Source organism: Corynebacterium sp. LK10 (genome assembly GCF_008042455.1).
Classification (GTDB): Bacteria; Actinomycetota; Actinomycetes; order Mycobacteriales; family Mycobacteriaceae; genus Corynebacterium; species Corynebacterium jeikeium_D.
This window is the reverse complement of sequence record NZ_NOVT01000017.1, coordinates 147,496-166,373: the sequence shown is the minus strand read 5'-3', so window position 1 is coordinate 166,373 and position 18,878 is coordinate 147,496. Positions and strand designations below refer to the sequence as shown.

Annotated in this window: 24 protein-coding genes and 1 pseudogene; 5 read left to right on the top strand and 20 right to left on the bottom strand. The window is 57.9% G+C overall.

Annotated elements, in window-relative coordinates:
• Window positions 1-4: 4 nt before the first annotated feature.
• The 8 genes from CHU70_RS06245 to map all read right to left on the bottom strand — a co-directional run bounded on the left by CHU70_RS06245 (window position 5) and on the right by map (window position 5,805).
• A complete protein-coding gene (locus tag CHU70_RS06245; protein WP_042388414.1) occupies window positions 5-895 on the bottom strand; it encodes a tRNA pseudouridine(38-40) synthase TruA in 891 nt (296 codons plus the stop codon).
• A gap of 293 nt (window positions 896-1,188) precedes the next feature.
• The gene (gene rplQ, locus CHU70_RS06240; protein ID WP_016422080.1) at window positions 1,189-1,659 is read right to left on the bottom strand and encodes a 50S ribosomal protein L17; all 471 of its coding nucleotides are present in this window, start codon (window positions 1,657-1,659) and stop codon (window positions 1,189-1,191) included.
• A 37-nt stretch (window positions 1,660-1,696) separates the two neighbouring features.
• On the bottom strand, window positions 1,697-2,722 hold the full coding sequence (locus CHU70_RS06235; RefSeq protein WP_016422079.1) for a DNA-directed RNA polymerase subunit alpha: 1,026 nt from the start codon (window positions 2,720-2,722) through the stop codon (window positions 1,697-1,699).
• Window positions 2,723-2,795: 73 nt separating this feature from the next.
• Window positions 2,796-3,401 carry a 30S ribosomal protein S4 gene (gene rpsD / locus CHU70_RS06230; protein WP_005509964.1) on the bottom strand — a complete coding sequence of 202 codons (606 nt, stop codon included), beginning with the start codon at window positions 3,399-3,401 and terminating at the stop codon, window positions 2,796-2,798.
• Window positions 3,402-3,425: 24 nt separating this feature from the next.
• Window positions 3,426-3,830: a 30S ribosomal protein S11 gene (gene rpsK, locus CHU70_RS06225; protein ID WP_016422078.1), complete on the bottom strand. Its 405-nt coding sequence runs from the start codon at window positions 3,828-3,830 to the stop codon at window positions 3,426-3,428.
• A gap of 3 nt (window positions 3,831-3,833) precedes the next feature.
• Window positions 3,834-4,202, bottom strand: a complete 369-nt coding sequence (gene rpsM / locus CHU70_RS06220) for a 30S ribosomal protein S13 (RefSeq protein WP_005509836.1) — start codon at window positions 4,200-4,202, stop codon at window positions 3,834-3,836.
• Window positions 4,203-4,498: 296 nt separating this feature from the next.
• Entirely contained in the window at window positions 4,499-4,720 is a 222-nt protein-coding gene (infA, locus tag CHU70_RS06215) for a translation initiation factor IF-1 (protein WP_016422077.1), read from the bottom strand.
• A gap of 284 nt (window positions 4,721-5,004) precedes the next feature.
• On the bottom strand, window positions 5,005-5,805 hold the full coding sequence (gene map, locus CHU70_RS06210) for a type I methionyl aminopeptidase (RefSeq protein WP_070429842.1): 801 nt from the start codon (window positions 5,803-5,805) through the stop codon (window positions 5,005-5,007).
• 137 nt (window positions 5,806-5,942) lie between these two features.
• Here map and CHU70_RS06205 point away from each other — a divergent pair, with 137 nt between their 5' ends.
• Window positions 5,943-6,524: a hypothetical protein gene (locus CHU70_RS06205; RefSeq protein ID WP_147719171.1), complete on the top strand. Its 582-nt coding sequence runs from the start codon at window positions 5,943-5,945 to the stop codon at window positions 6,522-6,524.
• Between the two features lie 168 nt (window positions 6,525-6,692).
• Here the strand turns inward: CHU70_RS06205 and CHU70_RS06200 are convergent, their stop codons facing one another.
• Both CHU70_RS06200 and secY read right to left on the bottom strand, forming a co-directional pair.
• On the bottom strand, window positions 6,693-7,244 hold the full coding sequence (locus CHU70_RS06200; protein ID WP_005509947.1) for an adenylate kinase: 552 nt from the start codon (window positions 7,242-7,244) through the stop codon (window positions 6,693-6,695).
• Window positions 7,244-8,581 carry a preprotein translocase subunit SecY gene (secY, locus tag CHU70_RS06195; protein WP_048731466.1) on the bottom strand — a complete coding sequence of 446 codons (1,338 nt, stop codon included), beginning with the start codon at window positions 8,579-8,581 and terminating at the stop codon, window positions 7,244-7,246. The genes CHU70_RS06200 and secY overlap by 1 nt, the downstream gene beginning before the upstream one ends.
• 349 nt (window positions 8,582-8,930) lie before the next feature.
• Here secY and CHU70_RS11495 point away from each other — a divergent pair.
• A pseudogene (locus tag CHU70_RS11495) lies at window positions 8,931-9,590 on the top strand (6-carboxyhexanoate--CoA ligase); the annotation flags it as partial.
• A gap of 48 nt (window positions 9,591-9,638) precedes the next feature.
• Window positions 9,639-10,790, top strand: a complete 1,152-nt coding sequence (locus tag CHU70_RS11490) for an aminotransferase class I/II-fold pyridoxal phosphate-dependent enzyme (RefSeq protein WP_370449630.1) — start codon at window positions 9,639-9,641, stop codon at window positions 10,788-10,790.
• Between the two features lie 103 nt (window positions 10,791-10,893).
• Here CHU70_RS11490 and rplO read toward each other — a convergent pair whose 3' ends face one another.
• The 10 genes from rplO to rplN form a co-directional block, all read right to left on the bottom strand.
• The gene (gene rplO / locus CHU70_RS06185) at window positions 10,894-11,340 is read right to left on the bottom strand and encodes a 50S ribosomal protein L15 (protein WP_016422071.1); all 447 of its coding nucleotides are present in this window, start codon (window positions 11,338-11,340) and stop codon (window positions 10,894-10,896) included.
• 7 nt (window positions 11,341-11,347) lie between these two features.
• Window positions 11,348-11,533, bottom strand: a complete 186-nt coding sequence (gene rpmD, locus CHU70_RS06180; RefSeq protein WP_005509843.1) for a 50S ribosomal protein L30 — start codon at window positions 11,531-11,533, stop codon at window positions 11,348-11,350.
• A 5-nt stretch (window positions 11,534-11,538) separates the two neighbouring features.
• The gene (gene rpsE / locus CHU70_RS06175) at window positions 11,539-12,156 is read right to left on the bottom strand and encodes a 30S ribosomal protein S5 (protein WP_005510059.1); all 618 of its coding nucleotides are present in this window, start codon (window positions 12,154-12,156) and stop codon (window positions 11,539-11,541) included.
• A gap of 34 nt (window positions 12,157-12,190) precedes the next feature.
• Window positions 12,191-12,589 carry a 50S ribosomal protein L18 gene (rplR, locus tag CHU70_RS06170; RefSeq protein ID WP_005510009.1) on the bottom strand — a complete coding sequence of 133 codons (399 nt, stop codon included), beginning with the start codon at window positions 12,587-12,589 and terminating at the stop codon, window positions 12,191-12,193.
• Entirely contained in the window at window positions 12,589-13,125 is a 537-nt protein-coding gene (rplF, locus tag CHU70_RS06165; protein ID WP_005509895.1) for a 50S ribosomal protein L6, read from the bottom strand. Before rplF ends, rplR begins: the two co-directional genes overlap by 1 nt.
• A gap of 15 nt (window positions 13,126-13,140) precedes the next feature.
• Window positions 13,141-13,539, bottom strand: a complete 399-nt coding sequence (gene rpsH / locus CHU70_RS06160) for a 30S ribosomal protein S8 (RefSeq protein WP_005509822.1) — start codon at window positions 13,537-13,539, stop codon at window positions 13,141-13,143.
• Window positions 13,540-13,942: 403 nt separating this feature from the next.
• Window positions 13,943-14,839, bottom strand: coding sequence for a GDSL-type esterase/lipase family protein (locus CHU70_RS06155; protein WP_049170004.1), 897 nt, complete (start codon window positions 14,837-14,839; stop codon window positions 13,943-13,945).
• 382 nt (window positions 14,840-15,221) lie between these two features.
• Window positions 15,222-15,776, bottom strand: coding sequence for a 50S ribosomal protein L5 (rplE, locus tag CHU70_RS06150; protein ID WP_005509901.1), 555 nt, complete (start codon window positions 15,774-15,776; stop codon window positions 15,222-15,224).
• Window positions 15,777-15,778: 2 nt separating this feature from the next.
• Entirely contained in the window at window positions 15,779-16,093 is a 315-nt protein-coding gene (gene rplX / locus CHU70_RS06145; protein WP_005509963.1) for a 50S ribosomal protein L24, read from the bottom strand.
• The gene (rplN, locus tag CHU70_RS06140; protein WP_016422069.1) at window positions 16,094-16,462 is read right to left on the bottom strand and encodes a 50S ribosomal protein L14; all 369 of its coding nucleotides are present in this window, start codon (window positions 16,460-16,462) and stop codon (window positions 16,094-16,096) included.
• 281 nt (window positions 16,463-16,743) lie between these two features.
• On the opposite strand from rplN, the gene CHU70_RS06135 reads away from it, so the two are divergent.
• Entirely contained in the window at window positions 16,744-17,985 is a 1,242-nt protein-coding gene (locus CHU70_RS06135; protein WP_065428880.1) for a multidrug effflux MFS transporter, read from the top strand.
• 132 nt (window positions 17,986-18,117) lie between these two features.
• Entirely contained in the window at window positions 18,118-18,834 is a 717-nt protein-coding gene (locus CHU70_RS06130) for a VIT family protein (RefSeq protein WP_049193225.1), read from the top strand.
• Window positions 18,835-18,878 lie beyond the last annotated feature (44 nt).

Here is an 18,878-nt window from a genome sequence, read left to right as displayed (position 1 = left end):
ACATTTAAGCCTCGTCCCCATCTGTCCGGGCATCACGACGCTCGCGGGTCTGCTCCGCCCTGGCCGCCAAATCAGCATCGCCGGGGTAATCAACACCTACCAGGCTGAGCCCACGCGCCTCTGCCACCGGGACCAACGGGGAACGCTTCCCTTCACTCAACAACTGTTCAGTGAATCCAACCGCACGTCGCCCCTCACCGACACTAAGGCAGGCCCCAACCAGTGAGCGCACCATAGACCAGCAGAACGCGTCGGCAGTCACATGGGCCTCGTACAGCTCTGGTTCTTCCCGCGTAGATACGTCGAACCACTGGAACCGCTGTAGATCTCTAGTGGTCGTCGCATGTGGCTTGTGTCGACAAAAAGCGGCAAAGTCATTGAGCCCCAGTAGGGCATCAGCCGCCACCTGCATGCGGTTGATGTCCACTGACCGCCGCCAGTGGGCCGTATCGCGAGCACGGGTAGGAAGCGGGCCACTGACGCAACTAGTGACGCGATAGACATAGTGCCGACGTAACGCGGAAAAGCGGGCATCGAAACCCGGGGGCGCAAACGAGGTGCCCCGAAGCGTCACGTCCGCGGGCAATAGTCGCGCTACACGACGAACCAAATTACTCGGGTCCCCTGCGATAGAACGTGTGTCTAAACAGGAGACAGGAACATCTGCGTGAGCCACCTGCCCGGAGGCATGAACACCGGCATCTGTACGACCGGCCACAGTCAGTTGCACGGGAGTGCGCAACACCTTCTCCAAAGTGGATTCCAACGTCGCCTGCACAGTCCGCACCGGTTCTCCAGTAGGCTTATCGCGCTGAGCAGCCCAACCATGGAAATCGGTCCCGTCATAGGCAATGTCAAAACGCAACCGAACCAGGTCGGAGTCGGTGCTCCCCATAGCGGCTCGATCGGGAGAATCGCACGGGGTATCCGGAGTCGTTGGAGTAAGTGATGTCACGGTTAACAGATTGTAGCCGGGACCCCGGATTAGATAATCAGCAGTTTCCACCGCAGGGTCTCCGTATTGCTCTCAATGTTGGTGCGTAATCCGTCGGTGTAACCGGAGGCAGAACTGGAGTCGGGCGCTATGCACCGTCGTCAAGCACAAAGAACCCCCGGAAGAGCGTTCAGATATGAACTGCTCAACGGGGGTTCAAAGCTGTGACGGTCAGAAGCCGTCAGCGAGGGGAATTACTCCTCCTCTGCAGCCTCAGCCTCAGTAGCCTCAGCCTCTTCGGCCTTTGCCTCTTCAGCCTGCTTGGAAGCAGCAGCGCGAGTTGCGCGAGTTGCCTCAGCAGTTGCGGTCTCTTCCTCAACCAGAGCAATCAGAGAGATCGGGGCATTGTCGCCCTTGCGGTTACCCAGCTTGATGATGCGGGTGTAGCCGCCGTCGCGATCAGCGAACTGCGGACCAATCTCGTCGAACAGCTTCTTAACTGCGTAGTTGTCGTTAAGCAGCTTTGCAACGTTGCGGCGATCTGCGAGAGTGCCGCGCTTTGCCTTGGTGATCAGCTTCTCAACGTACGGACGCAGCAGCTTGGCCTTGGTGTCGGTGGTCTTAATCTTGCCGTGCTCGATGAGCTGCTTCGCGAGGTTGGCCAGAATCTTCTTCTGGTGCGAAGCGGAGCCGCCGAGACGGGAACCCTGCTTAGGGGTAGGCATAGGTATCTCCTCGTTTTAATGAAGTCGCGTCGGTGAACTACTCGTCGTAGCCAGCGCTTGCGCCATCAGTCCAGTCAGCGTCATCGCCCGAGGCAGCGTCCAAATCAGCGACAGCAGCCGGGTCGAAGTTGTTCGGGGAATCCTTCAGAGCGAGGCCAAGCTCAGCGAGCTTCTCCTTGACCTCATTGATGGACTTGTCACCGAAGTTGCGGATATCCAGCAGATCCGACTCGGTACGAGCAGCGAGCTCACCGACAGTGTGGATCTCCTCACGCTTGAGGCAGTTGTAGGAGCGCATAGAGAAGTCCAGATCCTCAATCGGAGTCTGGTACGCAGCGACATCCTCAGCCTCGCGCGGGCTCGGGCCAATCTCGATGCCCTCAGCAGCCTCGTTCAGCTCACGTGCCAGACCGAACAGCTCAACCAGAGTCTTGCCTGCCGACGCCATCGCGTCGCGGGCGGTGATCGAGTTCTTGGTCTCGACATCGATGATCAGCTTGTCAAAGTCGGTGCGCTGCTCAACACGAGTAGCCTCCACCTTGTAGCTGACCTTCAGAACTGGCGAGTAAATCTGGTCCATCGGAATGCGGCCGATTTCGCCACCGGAGTTCGGGGTCGCCGGCACGTAGCCACGACCACGCTCAACGATCATCTCAATATCCAAGCGACCGGAATCATTGAGAGTAGCGATGTGGTGGTCCGGGTTATGAATCTCCACACCTGCTGGGCACTCAATGTCTGCAGCGGTCACCGCGCCTGCACCTTCGCGACGCAGGTAAACGGTAGCCGGCTCATCGAACTCGCTCGAGAGCACCAGACCCTTGATGTTCAGGATGATATCGGAGACATCTTCCTTCACGCCCGGGATAGTGGTGAACTCGTGCAGCACACCGTCAATGCGGATGCTGGTGACTGCAGCGCCCGGAATGGACGACAGCAACGTACGACGAAGGGAGTTACCGAGGGTGTAACCGAAACCCGGCTCCAGCGGCTCGATAACGAACCGGGAGCGAGAGGAATCAATGTAGTCCTCAGTCAGCGTTGGGCGCTGGGAAATGAGCATTTTCGAAAATCCTCCAGGTGGCGACCGCTATATGACGCCATAGGGAATGAATGGATGCAAGCGAAGTTGGTTATTACTTCGAGTAGAACTCGACGATCAGCTGTTCCTGAAGCGGAATGTCGATCTGTGCGCGTTCCGGGGTCTGGTGCACGAGGATGCGCAGGGACTCAGGAACAACCTGAAGCCATGCCGGGACGACAGCGTCGACCAGGTTCTCCTGTGCCTCTTCGAACCAAATCATCTTCTGCGACTTCGGGCGCACGTCGATGATGTCGTACTGGCTTACCTGGAAGGACGGCACGTTGATCTTCTTACCGTTAACGGTGAAGTGGCCGTGGGAAACCAGCTGACGAGCCTGGCGACGGGTACGAGCCAGACCAGCGCGGTAGACAACGTTGTCGAGACGCGACTCCAGCAGGACGACGAGGTTATCGCCAGTCTTGCCCGGACGACGGTGAGCCTCGGCGTAGTAGCGACGGAACTGCTTCTCCATCACGCCGTAGGTGAAACGTGCCTTCTGCTTCTCCTGGAGCTGGAGCAGGTACTCCGACTCCTTGATACGAGCGCGGCCAGCCTGCCCCGGAGGGTAGGGACGACGCTCAAAGTTCATGTCGCCACCGACGAGGTCGACGCGGAGACGACGGGACTTACGGGTTGCGGGACCGGTATAACGGGCCATTTCTGTTCTCTCCTTACCCTATTCCTAGACGCGACGACGCTTCGGCGGACGGCAGCCGTTGTGCGGCTGAGGGGTCACATCCGAGATCGAGGACACCTCAAGGCCAGCGGCCTGGAGGGAACGGATGGCGGTTTCGCGGCCCGAACCCGGACCCTTAACGAAAACGTCAACCTTCTTCATACCGTGCTCCATGGCCTTACGAGCAGCGTTCTCGGCGGCCATCTGAGCAGCGAACGGAGTGGACTTACGAGAGCCCTTGAAACCGACGTGACCAGAGGAGGCCCACGAGATAACAGCGCCCTTCGGGTCCGTGATGGACACGATGGTGTTGTTGAAGGTGGACTTGATGTATGCGTGGCCCTGAGCCACGTTCTTCTTTACAACGCGACGGCCGGTACGACGGCCGCGTGCGGACTTCGGAGCTGCCATGTTTTACTTCTTCTTTCCGGCGATCGTCTTCTTCGGACCCTTACGCGTACGAGCGTTGGTCTTGGTGCGCTGACCACGGACTGGCAGGCCACGACGGTGGCGCAGACCCTGGTAGGAACCAATCTCAATCTTGCGGCGGATATCAGCCTGAACCTGGCGGCGGAGGTCACCCTCGACCTTCCAGGTAGCTTCAATCACGTCACGCAGCGCAGCAACCTGCTCATCGGTGAGAGCGTCGGTGCGCAGATCCGGAGAGATGCCGGTCTTCTCCAGCAGCTCATTGGCACGGGCGGGGCCGATGCCATAGATGTAGGTAAGAGCGACCTCCATACGCTTGTTGCGTGGCAGGTCAACTCCAGCAAGGCGTGCCATACGGCAATTTCCTTCCGGTTGATGCGGTGGTTTACTCCACTGCCATCCTTCCCAGACCCGGCTTACTCGGTCGGACGCCGAGTCGCGCAAGTGTTATAGAAAGGCTCCAGCCACCGTTGCCGGAGGTATTCTCGCTTACTTCTGTGGAAAAGCTTTCATAAAGAACCGCCGCGCTAATCTGCTGAGACACCCGGTCTCAACATCACGCGGCCGTCACCAGAAGCAGCTAGGACGGTGGAGTTTCTGTCTAGTTAGTAAATAAGCCCATAACCACTACCAACAGTGGTCAGGTCGATTTACTTGTAGCGGTAGACGATTCGCCCACGCTCGAGATCGTACGGAGAAAGCTCCACTACGACTCGGTCTTCCGGGAGAATACGGATGTAGTGCTGGCGCATCTTGCCACTGATATGGGCGAGCACCTTGTGCCCGTTGTCCAGCTCCACTCGGAACATCGCGTTCGGCAAGGGTTCGACGACGCGACCCTCAACCTCAATTGCGCCTTCCTTTTTAGCCATGTCCTCCACGTCTCTCTGGCGGATACCCGGGACAATCCCGGCACCAGTTGGGAAATCTCTACTCTGCCTGGTGTTTTAGCAGTTCCGTGCAGGGATAATCATCACTGCAGCGACACTGCGCCCACACCATCGCCCAACTTTACACGCGACCTGCGTTTTTACCAAATACGACCACTATGGGACCGCCTGCAAGCGATGGCAGGCGGACTCTCTCTCCGCGTTCAGAATTCATCGCAGCCTTTATGGCGACATTCTGACCTTTCGCGTAGCCCCTCCCGCACTAGTTATTCATTTCGAGGAGTCAAAATACGGGGGCCGTCCGCTGTGGCGGCAACTGTGTGCTCCCAATGGGAGGCCGGCATTCTATCGGCGCTGACAACCGTCCAGCCGTCGTCAAGCTCATCACTCCCCCACTCGCCGCCGAGAATGAGCATCGGTTCAATGGCCAATACGGAGCCTTCGACGATGCGGGGACCCTTTCCAGCTTTGCCTTCGTTGGGAAGGAAGGGGTCCATGTGCATCTCACGCCCAATACCGTGCCCGCCGTACCCATCGACGATGCCGAGTTCAATATCGTGGCGCAGTTCAGCCTCACGGGTGGCCATTTCAAGCGCATACGAAATATCGGTGAGGCGAGCGCCCGGCACCATGGCCTTAATACCTTCGGCGAGGACCTCTGATGTCGCAATGTTCAGTTTTTCGACATCGTCACTCAGCTTTCCGACGCCGAAAGTAAGTGCCGAATCGCCGTGCCAGCCATCCAGGATTGCGCCACAGTCAATTGAGACTAAATCACCATCGGCGAGAACCGTAGACGAAGACGGAATGCCGTGGACAATCACTTCGTTCACTGATGCGCAGACAGATGCCGGGAAGCCTTCATAGCCAAGGAAGGACGGCGTTGCGCCAGCATCGATAATGACCTGGTGCGCAATCTCATTGAGATCTGCCGTGGTGACCCCTGGCTTAGCGGCGTCTCGGCAGGCTAGCAATGCACGACCGACAATCTCGCCGGCCGCTTGCATCGCATCCAATTCTCCCTCGGTGCGGGCAGGAACTACTTTGCGGCGGCGTGGAAAACTCATCACGCTGGTTGAGTCTACTCTGACTTAAAAGGGAACCACCGGCTAGCCGCACCCCGCCACCTACGAGGGCGCCGCTCGGATCGCTGCTACTTCCGAGAAATTTACACCCAAAGATGAGCTGCCCTACGATAACTGGCATGCATTCACTGTTGAAGTCCGCGCAGACTGCGGGCGTTGTTATTGCTGCCAGCTCGCTTTTCCTGATTGGCGCATGCTCAAGCAACCCCGAACCGTCGCCAGCGCCGACTGTCCCCTCCACTTCCCCTGCCACGGAATCGCCGGAGGCCCCTGGAAGCACCTCGGGTTTCATGGGCGCCTCTGCACTGCCTGAGTCGATCCAAAACTTCACACCTGATGCAATTAAGGAGGCGATTGGCAGCTGCGTCGAGTCGGATGACTCTAAACCCGTCATTTTTGGCAGCGAGAGCGTACATGGCTTCACCTGCGTAATGGCGGTTGGCGACGGTGGCACCGCAATGCTCAGTACTGCCGAGGACCCGGCCACTGTCGAGCGCATTAACGAAAAGGCTGAGTCCGTCGAGAACTACACGCCATACGAGCTACCCGGCAAGCACGCATTTAGCGGCATCAGCAAGGGGTCCCCTTTCGTTATGGTTATCGACGAGGATAACCGCATCTACCAAGAGTTCGTTTTCGCGAATATTGGCGCCGAGGCCGCACAACCGCTTATCGACAAAATCATTCAGGACTTCCAGTAGCCCTCACTATCGGCTGCCCCCTGCCCCAGCCCAGCCACACACAAAAGCCGCCCTTCCAAACCTCAACGGTTCGAAAGGGCGGCTTCAACAACCATCTACAACCGGCAAACCCATCGGCCCCAGCCAGCGAAAAAGCTAGAGCGTCTAGTTACCCGGTGTGCCAGGAGCCTAGTTCAGCTTCTCCAGCTCAGCCATCGTGCGCTCGTTAATCTCCTCAACGGATCCCTCAGCGGCAATCTTGATGATCTTCTCCGAGTAGTAATCCAGCAAAGGAGCGGTCTCATTGGTGTACACATGCATGCGGTTGCGGATGACCTCTTCAGTGTCGTCTGCGCGACCACGGGCCAGCATGCGCTCGACGACGACATCCTCAGAAACGTCGAACTGTACGACCGCATCCAGCTCAGTGCCGAGGTTGGACAGCAGACGCTTCAGCTCTTCTGCCTGACCAACAGTGCGTGGGAAGCCATCCAACAGGAACCCCTTGGCAGCGTCGTCCTCATTCAGACGGGACTCGACCATACGCACAGTCACGTCGTCCGGAACAAGGTTGCCGGCGTCGATGTAGGACTTCGCCTCAATGCCGAGCGGAGTGCCTTCACCGATGTTTGCGCGAAACAGGTCACCGGTGGAGATGTGCGGGACACCGAGCTTCTCCGAGAGGATAGCTGCCTGAGTGCCCTTGCCTGCACCGGGAGGACCTACAAGTACGAGTCGCATTACTTCAAGAACCCTTCGTAGTTACGTTGCATCATTTGGCTTTCAACCTGCTTGACCGTCGTCAGCGCAACACTGACCAGAATCAGCAGGGCTGTACCTCCAAACATACCGCCTGTACCGGAGTTCGCGTCGCCAAGCCCCATATCAAGAGCGACATTTGGCAGAACAGCAATCAGCGCCAGGTACAGCGAGCCGACAGTCAGCAGGCGAATCAGGACGTAGGACAGGTATTCAGCAGTCGGACGTCCCGGGCGGAAGCCCGGAATGAATCCACCGTATTTCTTCATGTTCTCCGCCTGCTCGTGCGGGTCGTACTGCACGGAGGTGTAGAAGAAGGAGAAGAAGATGATCATCAGGAAGAACAGCAGAATGTACTGCCAACTGGACGGCGCCAGCAGGTACTGAATGACATTGCGCTGCCACCAGTTGTCCATGTTCGGATTCGACTGACCGGACTGAACAATCTGGGTAATCAGAACCGGCACGTAAATCAGAGAGGACGCGAAGATGACAGGGATAACACCGGCCTGGTTCACCTTCAGCGGCAGGTAGGTGGAAGATCCGCCGTACTGGCGACGACCAACCATGCGCTTTGCGTACTGCACCGGAATACGGCGCTGTCCCTGCTCAATGAAAATAACGCCGATGATGAGAATCAGCACGGCAACAATCACGGTGGCGAACACGACACCGGTAGTGGAGCGCAGAATGTTCGCTCCCTGCGCCGGCATACCAGCGGCGATACCGGAGAAAATCAGCAGCGACATACCGTTGCCGACGCCTCGGTCAGTGATGAGCTCACCCATCCACATGACCAGCACGGCACCGGAGGTCATCACAACGACCATCACCACGAGGTCAAAGACACCCGCATCCTTAACCAGCAGCGACTGCGAGCCACCCAACAGGGCACCTCGGTCTGCCATGGCCACAATGCCTGCAGACTGCAGCAACGCCAACGCCACTGTGAGGTAGCGGGTGTACTGGGTCATCTTTGTCTGACCCGACTGCCCTTCCTTCTTCAACTGCTCGAAGTGTGGAATCACCACCGTGAGCAGCTGGACGATAATCGAGGCCGTAATGTACGGCATAATGCCGATGCCGAAAATCGCCATCTGCAGCAGAGCGCCACCTGAGAACAGGTTAATCAGCGAGTAAACGCTGGACTGATCTTTCGAAATCTGCTCGAGCTGCGCGTTGACCAACTGGTAGTCGATACCAGGGGTTGGAATCTGCGAGCCGATTCGGTACAGAATGATCATCGTCAGAGTGAAGAAGATCTTCTTACGCAAATCGGGATCGCGCAACGCCGCAATGAGACCGGAAGCCACGTGCATCCTCCCGAGGTCAAGAAATCCGCTTCTCCCACGCTTTTCCCGAAAGACTTACCCGCTTATCCGCCAGTAGTCTCCCGTTTTAGTTAAGCAACGCGGATGACGTATTCCTCAAACCTTTAATTGACAGTATTTGACGTAGTGAGTCTACCAGCGTTTCTCCACATCGTCGCAATACACCTCCATATCACCGTTAGTACAGCGCCCCGCCAATCACCTCTTTTCGCTTGACGACGATCCCAGCGCCCCCTCCCCTCTGAGCCCACGCCCCCTCACTGTGCCTCACCCAATTTTCCCAGACAAAACTTGAACAGTGTTAAAGTTTTGCTCTGTGAGTACCTACAGCATCCGCATGCGATCCAGCGCCGATGGCTGCCATATCTCTGGCGCTGAGCGTCTTGCACCGGCCGTCGAACTACCTCAGCTGGCTTCTGCAATGACTAGCCGTGCACTTCACCACGACAAGGGTCGAGCCGACACAATTCACATCACTGTGGACAAGGTTGAAGAGTCGACTATCGGCACCGTGTCCGCGTTGACTCCCTTTCTAGAGTCGAACCCCAGCCCTGAGGACGCACGCAATCTCATTGCTCAACGCCTACACGCTGCAGGCATACAAGCAGCCGACATCGCCGTCGAAATGGCCTATTCACTCACAGGTCTCCGCGGTGCCGCTCTCATCGATGCCTCCTCCGGTGAACGGCTCGACCCAAATCCTGCCCGTGGTGTACGGGTTTCCACTTTTGATGCCATCTCGCACCCCAGTAAGGACTGCACCAAGGATCATTTTCACGAGGCGCTCATCCTCGCATCTAAGGTTCACAGCGCCCCGGGTATCGTCGCAGAAATCTGCCTCTCCGATGACCCCTTTTACACGCGGGGATATCTGGCGCTGGACGGAATCTTTCACCGTATCCCCAATATCAAGGACCACGGCAGCACTCTTGGTACTCGCATCTTCATCGTTGAACCCGGCACCGATATCCCCGAGCTAATCGATTACCTGGAGAACGCGCCGGTCTACGTCGAGCTCCCAGCTGACGCCAGTTCCTCGCCGGACGTGACCGCCCCCAACAGCGACCTCTCAGCAATCGCCGCCCAAAGGAACTCGGCCTGGGCCGCTGAAGGGCTTGCCCGCACACTGCGCACTTTCGAAACCGGACAACTGCCACACAGCCGAATTGACGGAACCGACTATCTACTGTTTTCTTCTTCGGACTACCTCGGCCTGTCCACGCACCCTGAACTCATCTCAGCTGCCACCGAGGCAATTGGACATTTCGGCACCGGGTCCGGCGGCTCTCGCCTGACCACCGGCACTAGCATCCACAGCGCACTTGAGAATGAACTGGCGCAGTTCTTCGGTTTCGACGATGCCGTTCTCTTTGCGACTGGCTACCAGGCGAACCACTCAACCATCGCTGCCATCGCCACCGCCGACGTGGAAATCTTCTCCGACGCCGCCAACCATGCTTCCATCATCGACGGGTGCCGCAATGCCCGAGCTAACGTCACGGTCTTTCCACATGCTGACTACCAGGCACTCGACCGTCTCCTCGCAGCATCGAGCGCCCGCCACAAGCTTGTCATCTCCGACTCCGTGTTCTCTATGTCAGGCGAGGTCATCGACGGCCCCGCACTCGAGCGCACCTGTCGCCGTCACAACGCATGGTTGATGCTTGACGACGCCCACGGCGTCGGCGTTATCGGAGAGCAAGGCCGTGGCACCGCAGCGCACCTGGGCATTCACCCGGACATTGTGGTCGGCACCGCGAGCAAGGCTCTCGGTGTCGAAGGAGGATACGTTCTCTGCTCCGCACCAGTTGGCGACCTGCTACGCAATCAAGCCCGTAGCTTCGTGTACTCAACGTCGATGAACCCCGGTTCCGTCGCAGCTATCCGCGCCGCGTTGAAGCAGTTGGAGGCTGGGGACGTCGTCAAGCGATTGCAGCGTAATATTGCGCGCGTCCGCTCCCTGGTTGACGCACAGTCAGACCCCGCATCTGCAATCATCCCACTGCCCGTTGGCGACGAGGCCGAAGCGATGGACGCCTCAGCACGGTTGGCGGAGCTAGGCGTGTACATACCTGCGATTCGCTACCCGACGGTTCCCCGTGGTGAGGCAATGTTGCGATTGACCATTACCGCGCTCCATACGGACGCTGACATCGACCGACTGGAGCAGGCTCTGCGCCACACCGGCCTGCTGTAAGCGGGCGGTTTGCGCTGCCCTCCCCTCCCCTTTCCTCCCCCTCAATACAAAAAGAGCTCTTAACCACTTGGGTTAAGAGCTCTTTTGTTAAAGCTTAAATGCTTTAGGCCTCAGTGACAGAGCCGCCTGCAGCCTCGATCTTGGACTTTGCGGAGCCCGAGAACTTGGTTGCGGTGACGTTGACGGAGACGTTGATGTCGCCGTCGCCGAGGACCTTCACCGGCTGGTTAGCGCGGACAGCGCCCTTTGCAACCAGGTCGGCGATGGTGACGTCGCCACCGTTCGGGAACAGACGCTCCAGATCCGAAACGTTGACCACCTGGAAGGTGACCTTCGCCGGGTTCTTGAAGCCCTTCAACTTCGGCAGACGCATGTGAAGTGGCATCTGGCCACCCTCGAATGCTGCCGAAACCTGCTTGCGGGCCTTGGTGCCCTTGGTGCCGCGACCAGCGGTCTTACCCTTGGAAGCCTCACCACGGCCGACGCGAGTCTTCTTCTTCTTAGCACCCGGAGCCGGGGCCAAGTCGTGGAGCTTAATTGGTTCGCTCATGGTTTACCTACTCCCCCGCTACTTCTTCAACCTCGACCAGGTGACGCACAACGTTCACGAGACCGCGCACAGCCGGAGTATCCGGGCGAACGGCGGAATCGTTGATGCGCTTCAGGCCGAGGGTGCGCAGCGAATCCTTCTGGTTCTGCTTGGTACCAGCGGTACCACGGACCTGGGTAATCTTCAGTGCCATGGAAATCACGCTCCCTGACCTGCGCGTGCGCGCAGCATACGTGCTGGGGTGACCTCTTCGAGGGACTTGCCACGACGTGCGGCGACCTCTTCAGGGCGAACCAGCTGCTTGAGGGCATCAACGGTTGCGTGAACAACGTTGATGGAGTTGTTGGTACCCAGCGACTTGGACAGAACATCCTGAACACCGGCGCACTCGAGAACCGGGCGGACAGCGCCGCCGGCAATCAGACCGGTACCCGGAGCAGCCGGGCGCAGCAGGACGATGCCAGCAGCGGTCTCACCCTGAACCGGGTGGGTAATGGTGCCAGCAATCATCGGGACGCGGAAGAAGTTCTTACGAGCCTCTTCAGCACCCTTCTGGATAGCTGCCGGTACTTCCTTGGCCTTGCCGTAGCCGACGCCGACCATGCCCTCGCCGTCACCGACGATGACCAGAGCGGTGAAGCTGAAGCGACGACCACCCTTGACGACCTTGGAAACTCGGTTGATAGTTACTACGCGCTCGATGTACTGCGAACGCTCGTCCTGCTGGCGACGGTCGTTACCGCGGCCACCACGACGGTTGTTGTTCTTGTTGTCAGCGGAGTTACGTCCGCCTTCGCGCTTATCGCGTTCCGACATCACGCATTCCTTCCGTTGGACTTGTAAGTGCGCATTAGAACTTCAGACCACCTTCACGGGCAGCCTCGGCCAGAGCAGCAACGCGACCGTGGTACTGGTAGCCACCGCGGTCGAAAACGACCTTCTCGATGCCAGCATCCTTAGCGCGAGCAGCAATCAACTCGCCGACCTTGGCGCTCTTGGCCTTCTTGTCGCCCTCGAAGCCACGGAGATCTGCGTCCAGAGTGGAAGCAGCTGCCAGGGTACGACCGATGGAGTCGTCGATAACCTGAGCGGTGATGTGGCGGGAAGAGCGGTGCACGACGAGGCGCGGTGCCTCGGAGGTGCCGCGGACGTTCTTGCGCAAGCGTGCGTGACGGCGGGCGCGGGCGACACGACGACGAGTCGAGATGTCCTTGCCTACCGGGAGGCGCTTTTCGTTGGTGTTGCTCATTACTTACCCGTCTTTCCGATCTTGCGACGGATCTGCTCGCCATCGTAACGAATGCCCTTGCCCTTGTAAGGATCATCCTTACGCAGACGACGGATGTTAGCTGCGAGCTGTCCGACCTGCTGCTTATCAATACCTGTAATCGACAGCTTGGTGGTGCCGTCGACGTCGAAGGTGATACCTTCCGGTGCTTCGATCAGGACTGGGTGCGAGTAGCCCAGGGAGAACTCGAGGTCCTTGCCCTTCTTGGCGACACGGTAACCGACACCGAAGATTTCCATCTTGATGGTGTAGCCCTCGGTCACACCGACAACCATATTGTTAATCAGCGAACGGGACAGGCCGTGCAGGGAGCGGCTCTTGCGGTGGTCATCCGGGCGGTTGACCACAATCTCATTGTCCTTCAGCTCAACGGTAATTGGAGCCGGGATAGAGACAGACAGCTCGCCCTTCGGGCCCTTGACGGAAACGTCCTGGCCGTTGACCTGGGCAGTAACGTTTGCCGGGACAACGACAGGGTTCTTACCAATACGAGACATTGTGTAGTTCCCCCTTTACCAGACGTAAGCGAGGACTTCCCCGCCAACCTTCTTCTCGTAAGCCTGACGGTCAGTCAGCAGGCCCTGAGACGTGGAGATGATAGCCACGCCCAGGCCGCCGAGGACCTTCGGCAGGTTAGTGGACTTTGCGTAAACACGCAGACCCGGCTTGGAGACGCGACGCACGCCAGCGATCGAACGCTCGCGGGACGGACCGTACTTCAGGTTCAGGGTCAGGGTCTTGCCGACCTTGGCATCCTCGACTGCGTAGTCCGCAATGTAACCCTCAGACTTGAGGATTTCGGCGATGTTAGCCTTCAGCTTGGACGACGGCATCGAGACAGAGTCGTGGTACGCGTTGTTAGCGTTGCGCACGCGCGACAGCATGTCGGCGATTGGGTCAGTCATGGTCATGGTTAGTGACCGCTTCCTTTCTCGCTGCGGTTCCTTCCCACCTCGTGGCTAACTCCAATGACCGCGCAAACAGCAACTGTCACACGGCAAAAGCTTAAGTTGGAGCGATTTCCAATATCGTGATTCCGGCGATTTAAGGGCTACTGTTCGCCAACTCGGTTCAATAGCCGAGTCAGCTCGCCACCCAGGTGACGCCAGAGACGATGCGAGGCGAGGGGCCTACAGCAAAGTTCTTACATTTTTACTGCCGCACCTCTTATAGAGGGCAGACCTGGTGATACTAACAAATACAGGCCGAAATGCAAAAACGCCGCAGACGGACGTTAGTCCGCTCGCGGCGTGAAGCCCCACCAATTAACAGTGGAACTCAATTCCTAGCCGACATGGCGCCGGCTAGAGGAAATTAGTAGAGCTGGTCGGCGATGATGTTACCCATTGCCTTTTCACCAGCCACCGTCGGATGGTTGGTCATCGGACCCATCACCGGGTCTGCGAAACCGGCGACGAAGCGCTCATCCGGGTTCGGGTTGCAGGTACCGTGGCCGAGGGTTGCCTCGTAGACGTCAATGAAGCCGGCACCTACGTGGTGAGATGCGGAGCGAATGCTGTCACGGAATGCACCCTGGATCTCGCTGGCACCCGGTGCCGGGATCGGGAAGGTCTGGTCCGAGGTGTTCACCAGGCACAGCTGATCATCAGTGGCGTACTCAGGGTACGACGCCAGGACGACCTGAGCGCCCGGGGCAACCTGGTGGACGCGGTCAGTGAACTGACGCAGCGTCTGCTTGAACGCGGATGGAGCCTGGGGATCCGGCTTTGCGACAAGCTCGCCTGCCACGTCAACCCACTGGACCCAGTCCATGCCGCCGTACATCAGGACAACCTTCTCGGTGCCCTCTCCGATGTCGCCGTACTGGATGGAAGCCTCCAGGTATGCGAGGAGCTGACCCGGGAAGCCGCCAAGACCGTTACAGGACCAGTCACCCAGGGACTTGTTCAGCTTCGAAGCTGCAATCTTCGGCCAGTTTTCCATGTCGGTAGCGCAGTTAGCGACCAGTGCGTTCTGTCCCGGCGCCAGTCCACGCGGGCCGCCCTTACCGGCATTAGCGGTGAAGGAGTCACCGAAGGTAACGATTTGCTTGACGCCCTTCGGGCCGGTGTCGCCGATACCCGGAATCGGAATGTTCGGCATTTCCGGCAGTGCCGGCTGTGCGTTGGCAGCACCTGCACCCAAGCTCAGACCCAGAGCCGCAACAGTTGCAATAGCAGCCGAGCGGACGGCCACGGAGAAGTTCTTCATGTAGTTAATCCCTTTGCGTTTTAACTTAAGAACCGCTCTGTGTAGAACCACTGGCTCAATCACACAGAAGCTGAAGTCACTTAAGTCTTGCCCAAATTGATAACGACCACAATGCATTTTGGCGGCCGTCACTATGACGAATGGCAGTTTACAACGAAATCATCACAAACGCCTAACTTTCAACTGAGAAACCTTGTGGCTTTACTAATTTCCAACCCCCAAAAAGGGTCAACTTTCCCACCAGCAACACTGGTAACTTTTACGCAGGCCCCGCACAGCGACCTCACTCCCCCACGAACATAAGCAGTTAACAGAGCAGCAAAAAGCCCCGGAGGCCAAGCGGCATCCGGAGCTTTAGGCAAAAGCTACCGAAGAGGCAAAACTACTTCTTGAACGGGAAGCCCAGCTCGCGCAGCAGCGCGCGGCCTTCCTCGTTGTTGGTAGCGGTGGTCACGACGGTGATGTCCATACCGCGCGGGCGATCGATCTTGTCAACGTCGATCTCGTAGAACATGGTCTGCTCAGACAGGCCGAAGGTGTAGTTACCGTGACCATCGAACTGCTGATCAGACAGACCGCGGAAGTCGCGGATTCGCGGCAGAGCCACGGTCAGCAGACGATCCAGGAACTCCCACATACGGTCGCCACGCAGGGTGACGCGAGCGCCGATGGCGTCGCCTTCACGAAGCTTGAAGTTAGCGATCGACTTGCGAGCACGACGGGTCTCCGGCTTCTGACCGGTGATCAGAGTCAGGTCGTTGATAGCACCGTTGATCTGCTTCTTGTCCTGAGCAGCAGCGCCGACGCCCATGTTGACGACGACCTTGGTGACGCCCGGAATCTGCATGACGTTCTCGTAGGAGAACTCTTCCTGCATCTTGCCGCGAATCTCATCGCGGTAACGGGCCTTCAGACGAGGGGTGTAATTTTCGCTCATGCTTAGATGTCCTTCCCGGTACGGCGGGAGATGCGAACCTTCTTGCCGTCCTCATCGAAGCGGTAACCGACGCGAGTCGGGGTACCATCTTCGTCGACCAGCATGACGTTCGACACGTGAATCGGAGCTTCCTGAGTGACAATGCCACCCGAGGAAGCGCCGCGCTCCGCAGCGGAGTTTGCAACGTGCTTCTTGATACGGTTAACGCCCTCGACCAGGACCTTGTCGCGCTTCGGGTAGGCCTCGATGACCTTGCCCTGAGCACCCTTGTCCGGACCGGAGATAACCAGCACGGTATCGCCCTTACGGATCTTCACTTAAATCACCTCCGGTGCGAGCGAGACAATCTTCATGAACTTCTTGTCACGCAGCTCACGCGCGACCGGGCCGAAAATACGGGTGCCCTTTGGCTCACCGTCGGCCTTGATGATGACAGCTGCATTCTCGTCGAACGAGATGTAGGAGCCATCCGGACGACGGGTCTCCTTCTTCGCACGGACGATAACTGCCTTAACAATTTCGCCTGCCTTGACGTTGCCGCCCGGAGTAGCTTCCTTGACAGTTGCGACAATGGTGTCGCCAATGCCAGCGAAGCGTCGGGTCGAGCCACCGAGAACGCGGATGCACAGAATTTCACGTGCACCAGTGTTGTCGGCAACGCGCAGACGGGATTCCTGCTGAATCACTGCGTTTCTCCTGACCTGGTTGCATTGTGCGTCAGATTTCCGTCCTAAACGCACGCGGTCTTTATGTCTTGCGTTTACGCTTTACGACGGAAGCACCTGCTAGAGGTAGCTTTCCTATCGCTTTGACCTCGTGCTTACTACGGTTCTAGACCGTTGAGAGCAGCACGCAGTCGCTTCGCGCAACCTGTGTATTATGGCACGTTCGTGCGGGACAACAAAATCCCTTAGTTTCATGCCCCCAACATGGTTTATGCCTTCTGCGGCAACCCTATACTGAGACAGTGACAAATCAACATTCCGGGAGCGCTCAGACACAGCCAGCACAGACGCTGCCGGTATCGCTACTTGCCGGGTTGGCCTTGTTATCCGCCGCCGCCCCGTTCGGCGCAGATACATATCTGGCATCCTTCGTGGAGATTGCACGCGAGTTCTCCACGACCGAGTCGATGGTTCAGCTCACGCTGACAACCTTCATGATTGGCATGGCTGCTGGACAGCTCGTCATTGGCGCCCTTTCCGATAGTTTGGGCCGCAAGAAGCTGCTTCTCATTGCGACTTTGGTGTTCTTGGGATCGTCAATTCTCTGTGCAGTAGCACCGAATATTGGCACGCTTATTGCAATGCGCTTGTTCCAGGGGTTAGCTGGTGGCTCCACAGTTGTTCTGGCTCGTTCTGTAGTACCAGACCCCTTGACGGGCAAGGCATCAGCGAAAGCTTTCTCTACCCTCATGGGTATTTCCTCCATCGCCCCGGCAATCGCTCCCCTTGTGGGCGGTTTTCTAGGCCCCGCATTCGGCTGGCGCAGCGTGTTCTGGTTTCTCGCAGCCATCAACGTCGCCATGGTCGCGATTGTGATCCTGATGGTTCCGGAAACCCTGCCGCCTGAGCGACGCTCCACAGGCGCTCTGTGCAATCTCCTGCCCAATATTGGCAGGCTGCTGCGGCGGCCAGTATTTGTCGGCTACTTGTTGGCTTTCGCTGGTGGCTTCTCGGTGATGTTTTCCTATATCGCTGCGTCACCCTTTATCTTCCAGGAGCTGCTGGGGCTCACCCCTACTCAGTTTTCTCTCGTGTTCGCATCCAATGCAGCGATGTTGACATTTGTGTCAATCCTCAACGGTAAGATGATCAACCGGCTTCATCCCCGCAAAGGCATTTTAGTTGCCCTTACGGTCATGCTCGTGACGTCGATAGGCCTGATTATTAATGCCCTCGTCGGGATTACCTTCTTCACTACTTGGCTGTTGCTGTTCATTACGGTACCGATGATGCCGCTAATCTTCGCCAATGCCACGGCACTCGGAATTGAGGAGGTTCGAGATATCGGAATTGGCTCAGGTTCCGGTCTCATGGGCTTCACACAGTTCCTCGCGGCCGCCACGGTTTCCCCGTTGGTGGGGCTTGGTTCCAATCTGCCCCTCTCGATGGCTATTTCGATGTTGACCTGTGCATTGATTGCACTGACCGCGGTGTTGACATTGACGCGCGCCGACCTCCACAAACGCTCACACCGACTTCCATAAGAGCTACGCGCGCGAGAGGACTCCCCGCGTTTCACTTCACTGGTTGAGAATGTGTCCGAATCGGCATTAAATCGATGGTGAGGCCTCGTACCACCCGTAGGCATGGGGCTGACATGGGAGAAAGGTCCTGCCATGACCACGCACATACATCCTCATGAACCACATAAGGCATCTGAGACGGCGAAGCTCAACTGGCTTCGCGCCGGAGTCCTCGGAGCCAACGACGGTATCGTCTCCACTGCTCTAATCTTGCTCAGCGTGATTGCAGCAGGTTCCTCTCGCGAAGCTATTCTGACTGCTGGCGCCGCGGCCGTTATCGCTGGTGCTATCTCGATGGCTCTGGGTGAATACGTTTCGGTTTCAACCCAGCGCGATACCGAGCGAGCACTCATTGCCAAAGAAAAGGCCGAGCTTAAAGACTTTCCAGATGAAGAGCATAAAGAGCTCGTGGGGATTCTCTCTAGCTACGGTATCCCAGAACATATCGCCGAAGATGCTGCCCACGGCATCGCACAAAGCGATCCGCTGGCGGCTCACCTAAAGCTGGAATTGGGCATTGACGGTGAGGAACTTACCAACCCCTGGGCTGCTGCCGGTTCTTCGGCACTGTCGTTCCTGCTCGGCGCCATCCTGCCAATGATTGCGGCACTGATTTTCACCGGCCCCACCTCTGGCGCAATCGCAGTCACCGTTGTCACCATCGTGACTCTGGCCCTGACCGGCTACATCAGCGCCAAGCTCAGCTCCACGCACTCCGGCAAGGCTGCTCTGCGCCTGGTAATTGGTGGTGCGCTCGGTTTGATTGTTTCCTACTTCGTCGGTCTGCTCTTCGGGCAGGCTGTCGGTTAGGACGTCAGATAGGCGGCCGGTTAGCACGCGACGAAGCTCAAAAA

Coding starts and splice junctions, on each gene's coding strand:
- CHU70_RS06245 (WP_042388414.1), bottom strand. CDS start 895: ATGGGGAGCACCGACTCCGACCTGGTTCGGTTGCGTTTTGACATTGCC.
- rplQ (WP_016422080.1), bottom strand. CDS start 1,659: ATGCCTACCCCTAAGCAGGGTTCCCGTCTCGGCGGCTCCGCTTCGCAC.
- CHU70_RS06235 (WP_016422079.1), bottom strand. CDS start 2,722: ATGCTCATTTCCCAGCGCCCAACGCTGACTGAGGACTACATTGATTCC.
- rpsD (WP_005509964.1), bottom strand. CDS start 3,401: ATGGCCCGTTATACCGGTCCCGCAACCCGTAAGTCCCGTCGTCTCCGC.
- rpsK (WP_016422078.1), bottom strand. CDS start 3,830: ATGGCAGCTCCGAAGTCCGCACGCGGCCGTCGTACCGGCCGTCGCGTT.
- rpsM (WP_005509836.1), bottom strand. CDS start 4,202: ATGGCACGCCTTGCTGGAGTTGACCTGCCACGCAACAAGCGTATGGAG.
- infA (WP_016422077.1), bottom strand. CDS start 4,720: ATGGCTAAAAAGGAAGGCGCAATTGAGGTTGAGGGTCGCGTCGTCGAA.
- map (WP_070429842.1), bottom strand. CDS start 5,805: ATGAGTTTTCCACGCCGCCGCAAAGTAGTTCCTGCCCGCACCGAGGGA.
- CHU70_RS06205 (WP_147719171.1), top strand. CDS start 5,943: ATGCATTCACTGTTGAAGTCCGCGCAGACTGCGGGCGTTGTTATTGCT.
- CHU70_RS06200 (WP_005509947.1), bottom strand. CDS start 7,244: ATGCGACTCGTACTTGTAGGTCCTCCCGGTGCAGGCAAGGGCACTCAG.
- secY (WP_048731466.1), bottom strand. CDS start 8,581: ATGCACGTGGCTTCCGGTCTCATTGCGGCGTTGCGCGATCCCGATTTG.
- rplO (WP_016422071.1), bottom strand. CDS start 11,340: ATGAGCGAACCAATTAAGCTCCACGACTTGGCCCCGGCTCCGGGTGCT.
- rpmD (WP_005509843.1), bottom strand. CDS start 11,533: ATGGCACTGAAGATTACCCAGGTCCGTGGTACCGCTGGTACCAAGCAG.
- rpsE (WP_005510059.1), bottom strand. CDS start 12,156: ATGTCGGAACGCGATAAGCGCGAAGGCGGACGTAACTCCGCTGACAAC.
- rplR (WP_005510009.1), bottom strand. CDS start 12,589: ATGAGCAACACCAACGAAAAGCGCCTCCCGGTAGGCAAGGACATCTCG.
- rplF (WP_005509895.1), bottom strand. CDS start 13,125: ATGTCTCGTATTGGTAAGAACCCTGTCGTTGTCCCGGCAAACGTTACT.
- rpsH (WP_005509822.1), bottom strand. CDS start 13,539: ATGACCATGACTGACCCAATCGCCGACATGCTGTCGCGCGTGCGCAAC.
- CHU70_RS06155 (WP_049170004.1), bottom strand. CDS start 14,839: ATGAAGAACTTCTCCGTGGCCGTCCGCTCGGCTGCTATTGCAACTGTT.
- rplE (WP_005509901.1), bottom strand. CDS start 15,776: ATGAGCGAAAATTACACCCCTCGTCTGAAGGCCCGTTACCGCGATGAG.
- CHU70_RS06130 (WP_049193225.1), top strand. CDS start 18,118: ATGACCACGCACATACATCCTCATGAACCACATAAGGCATCTGAGACG.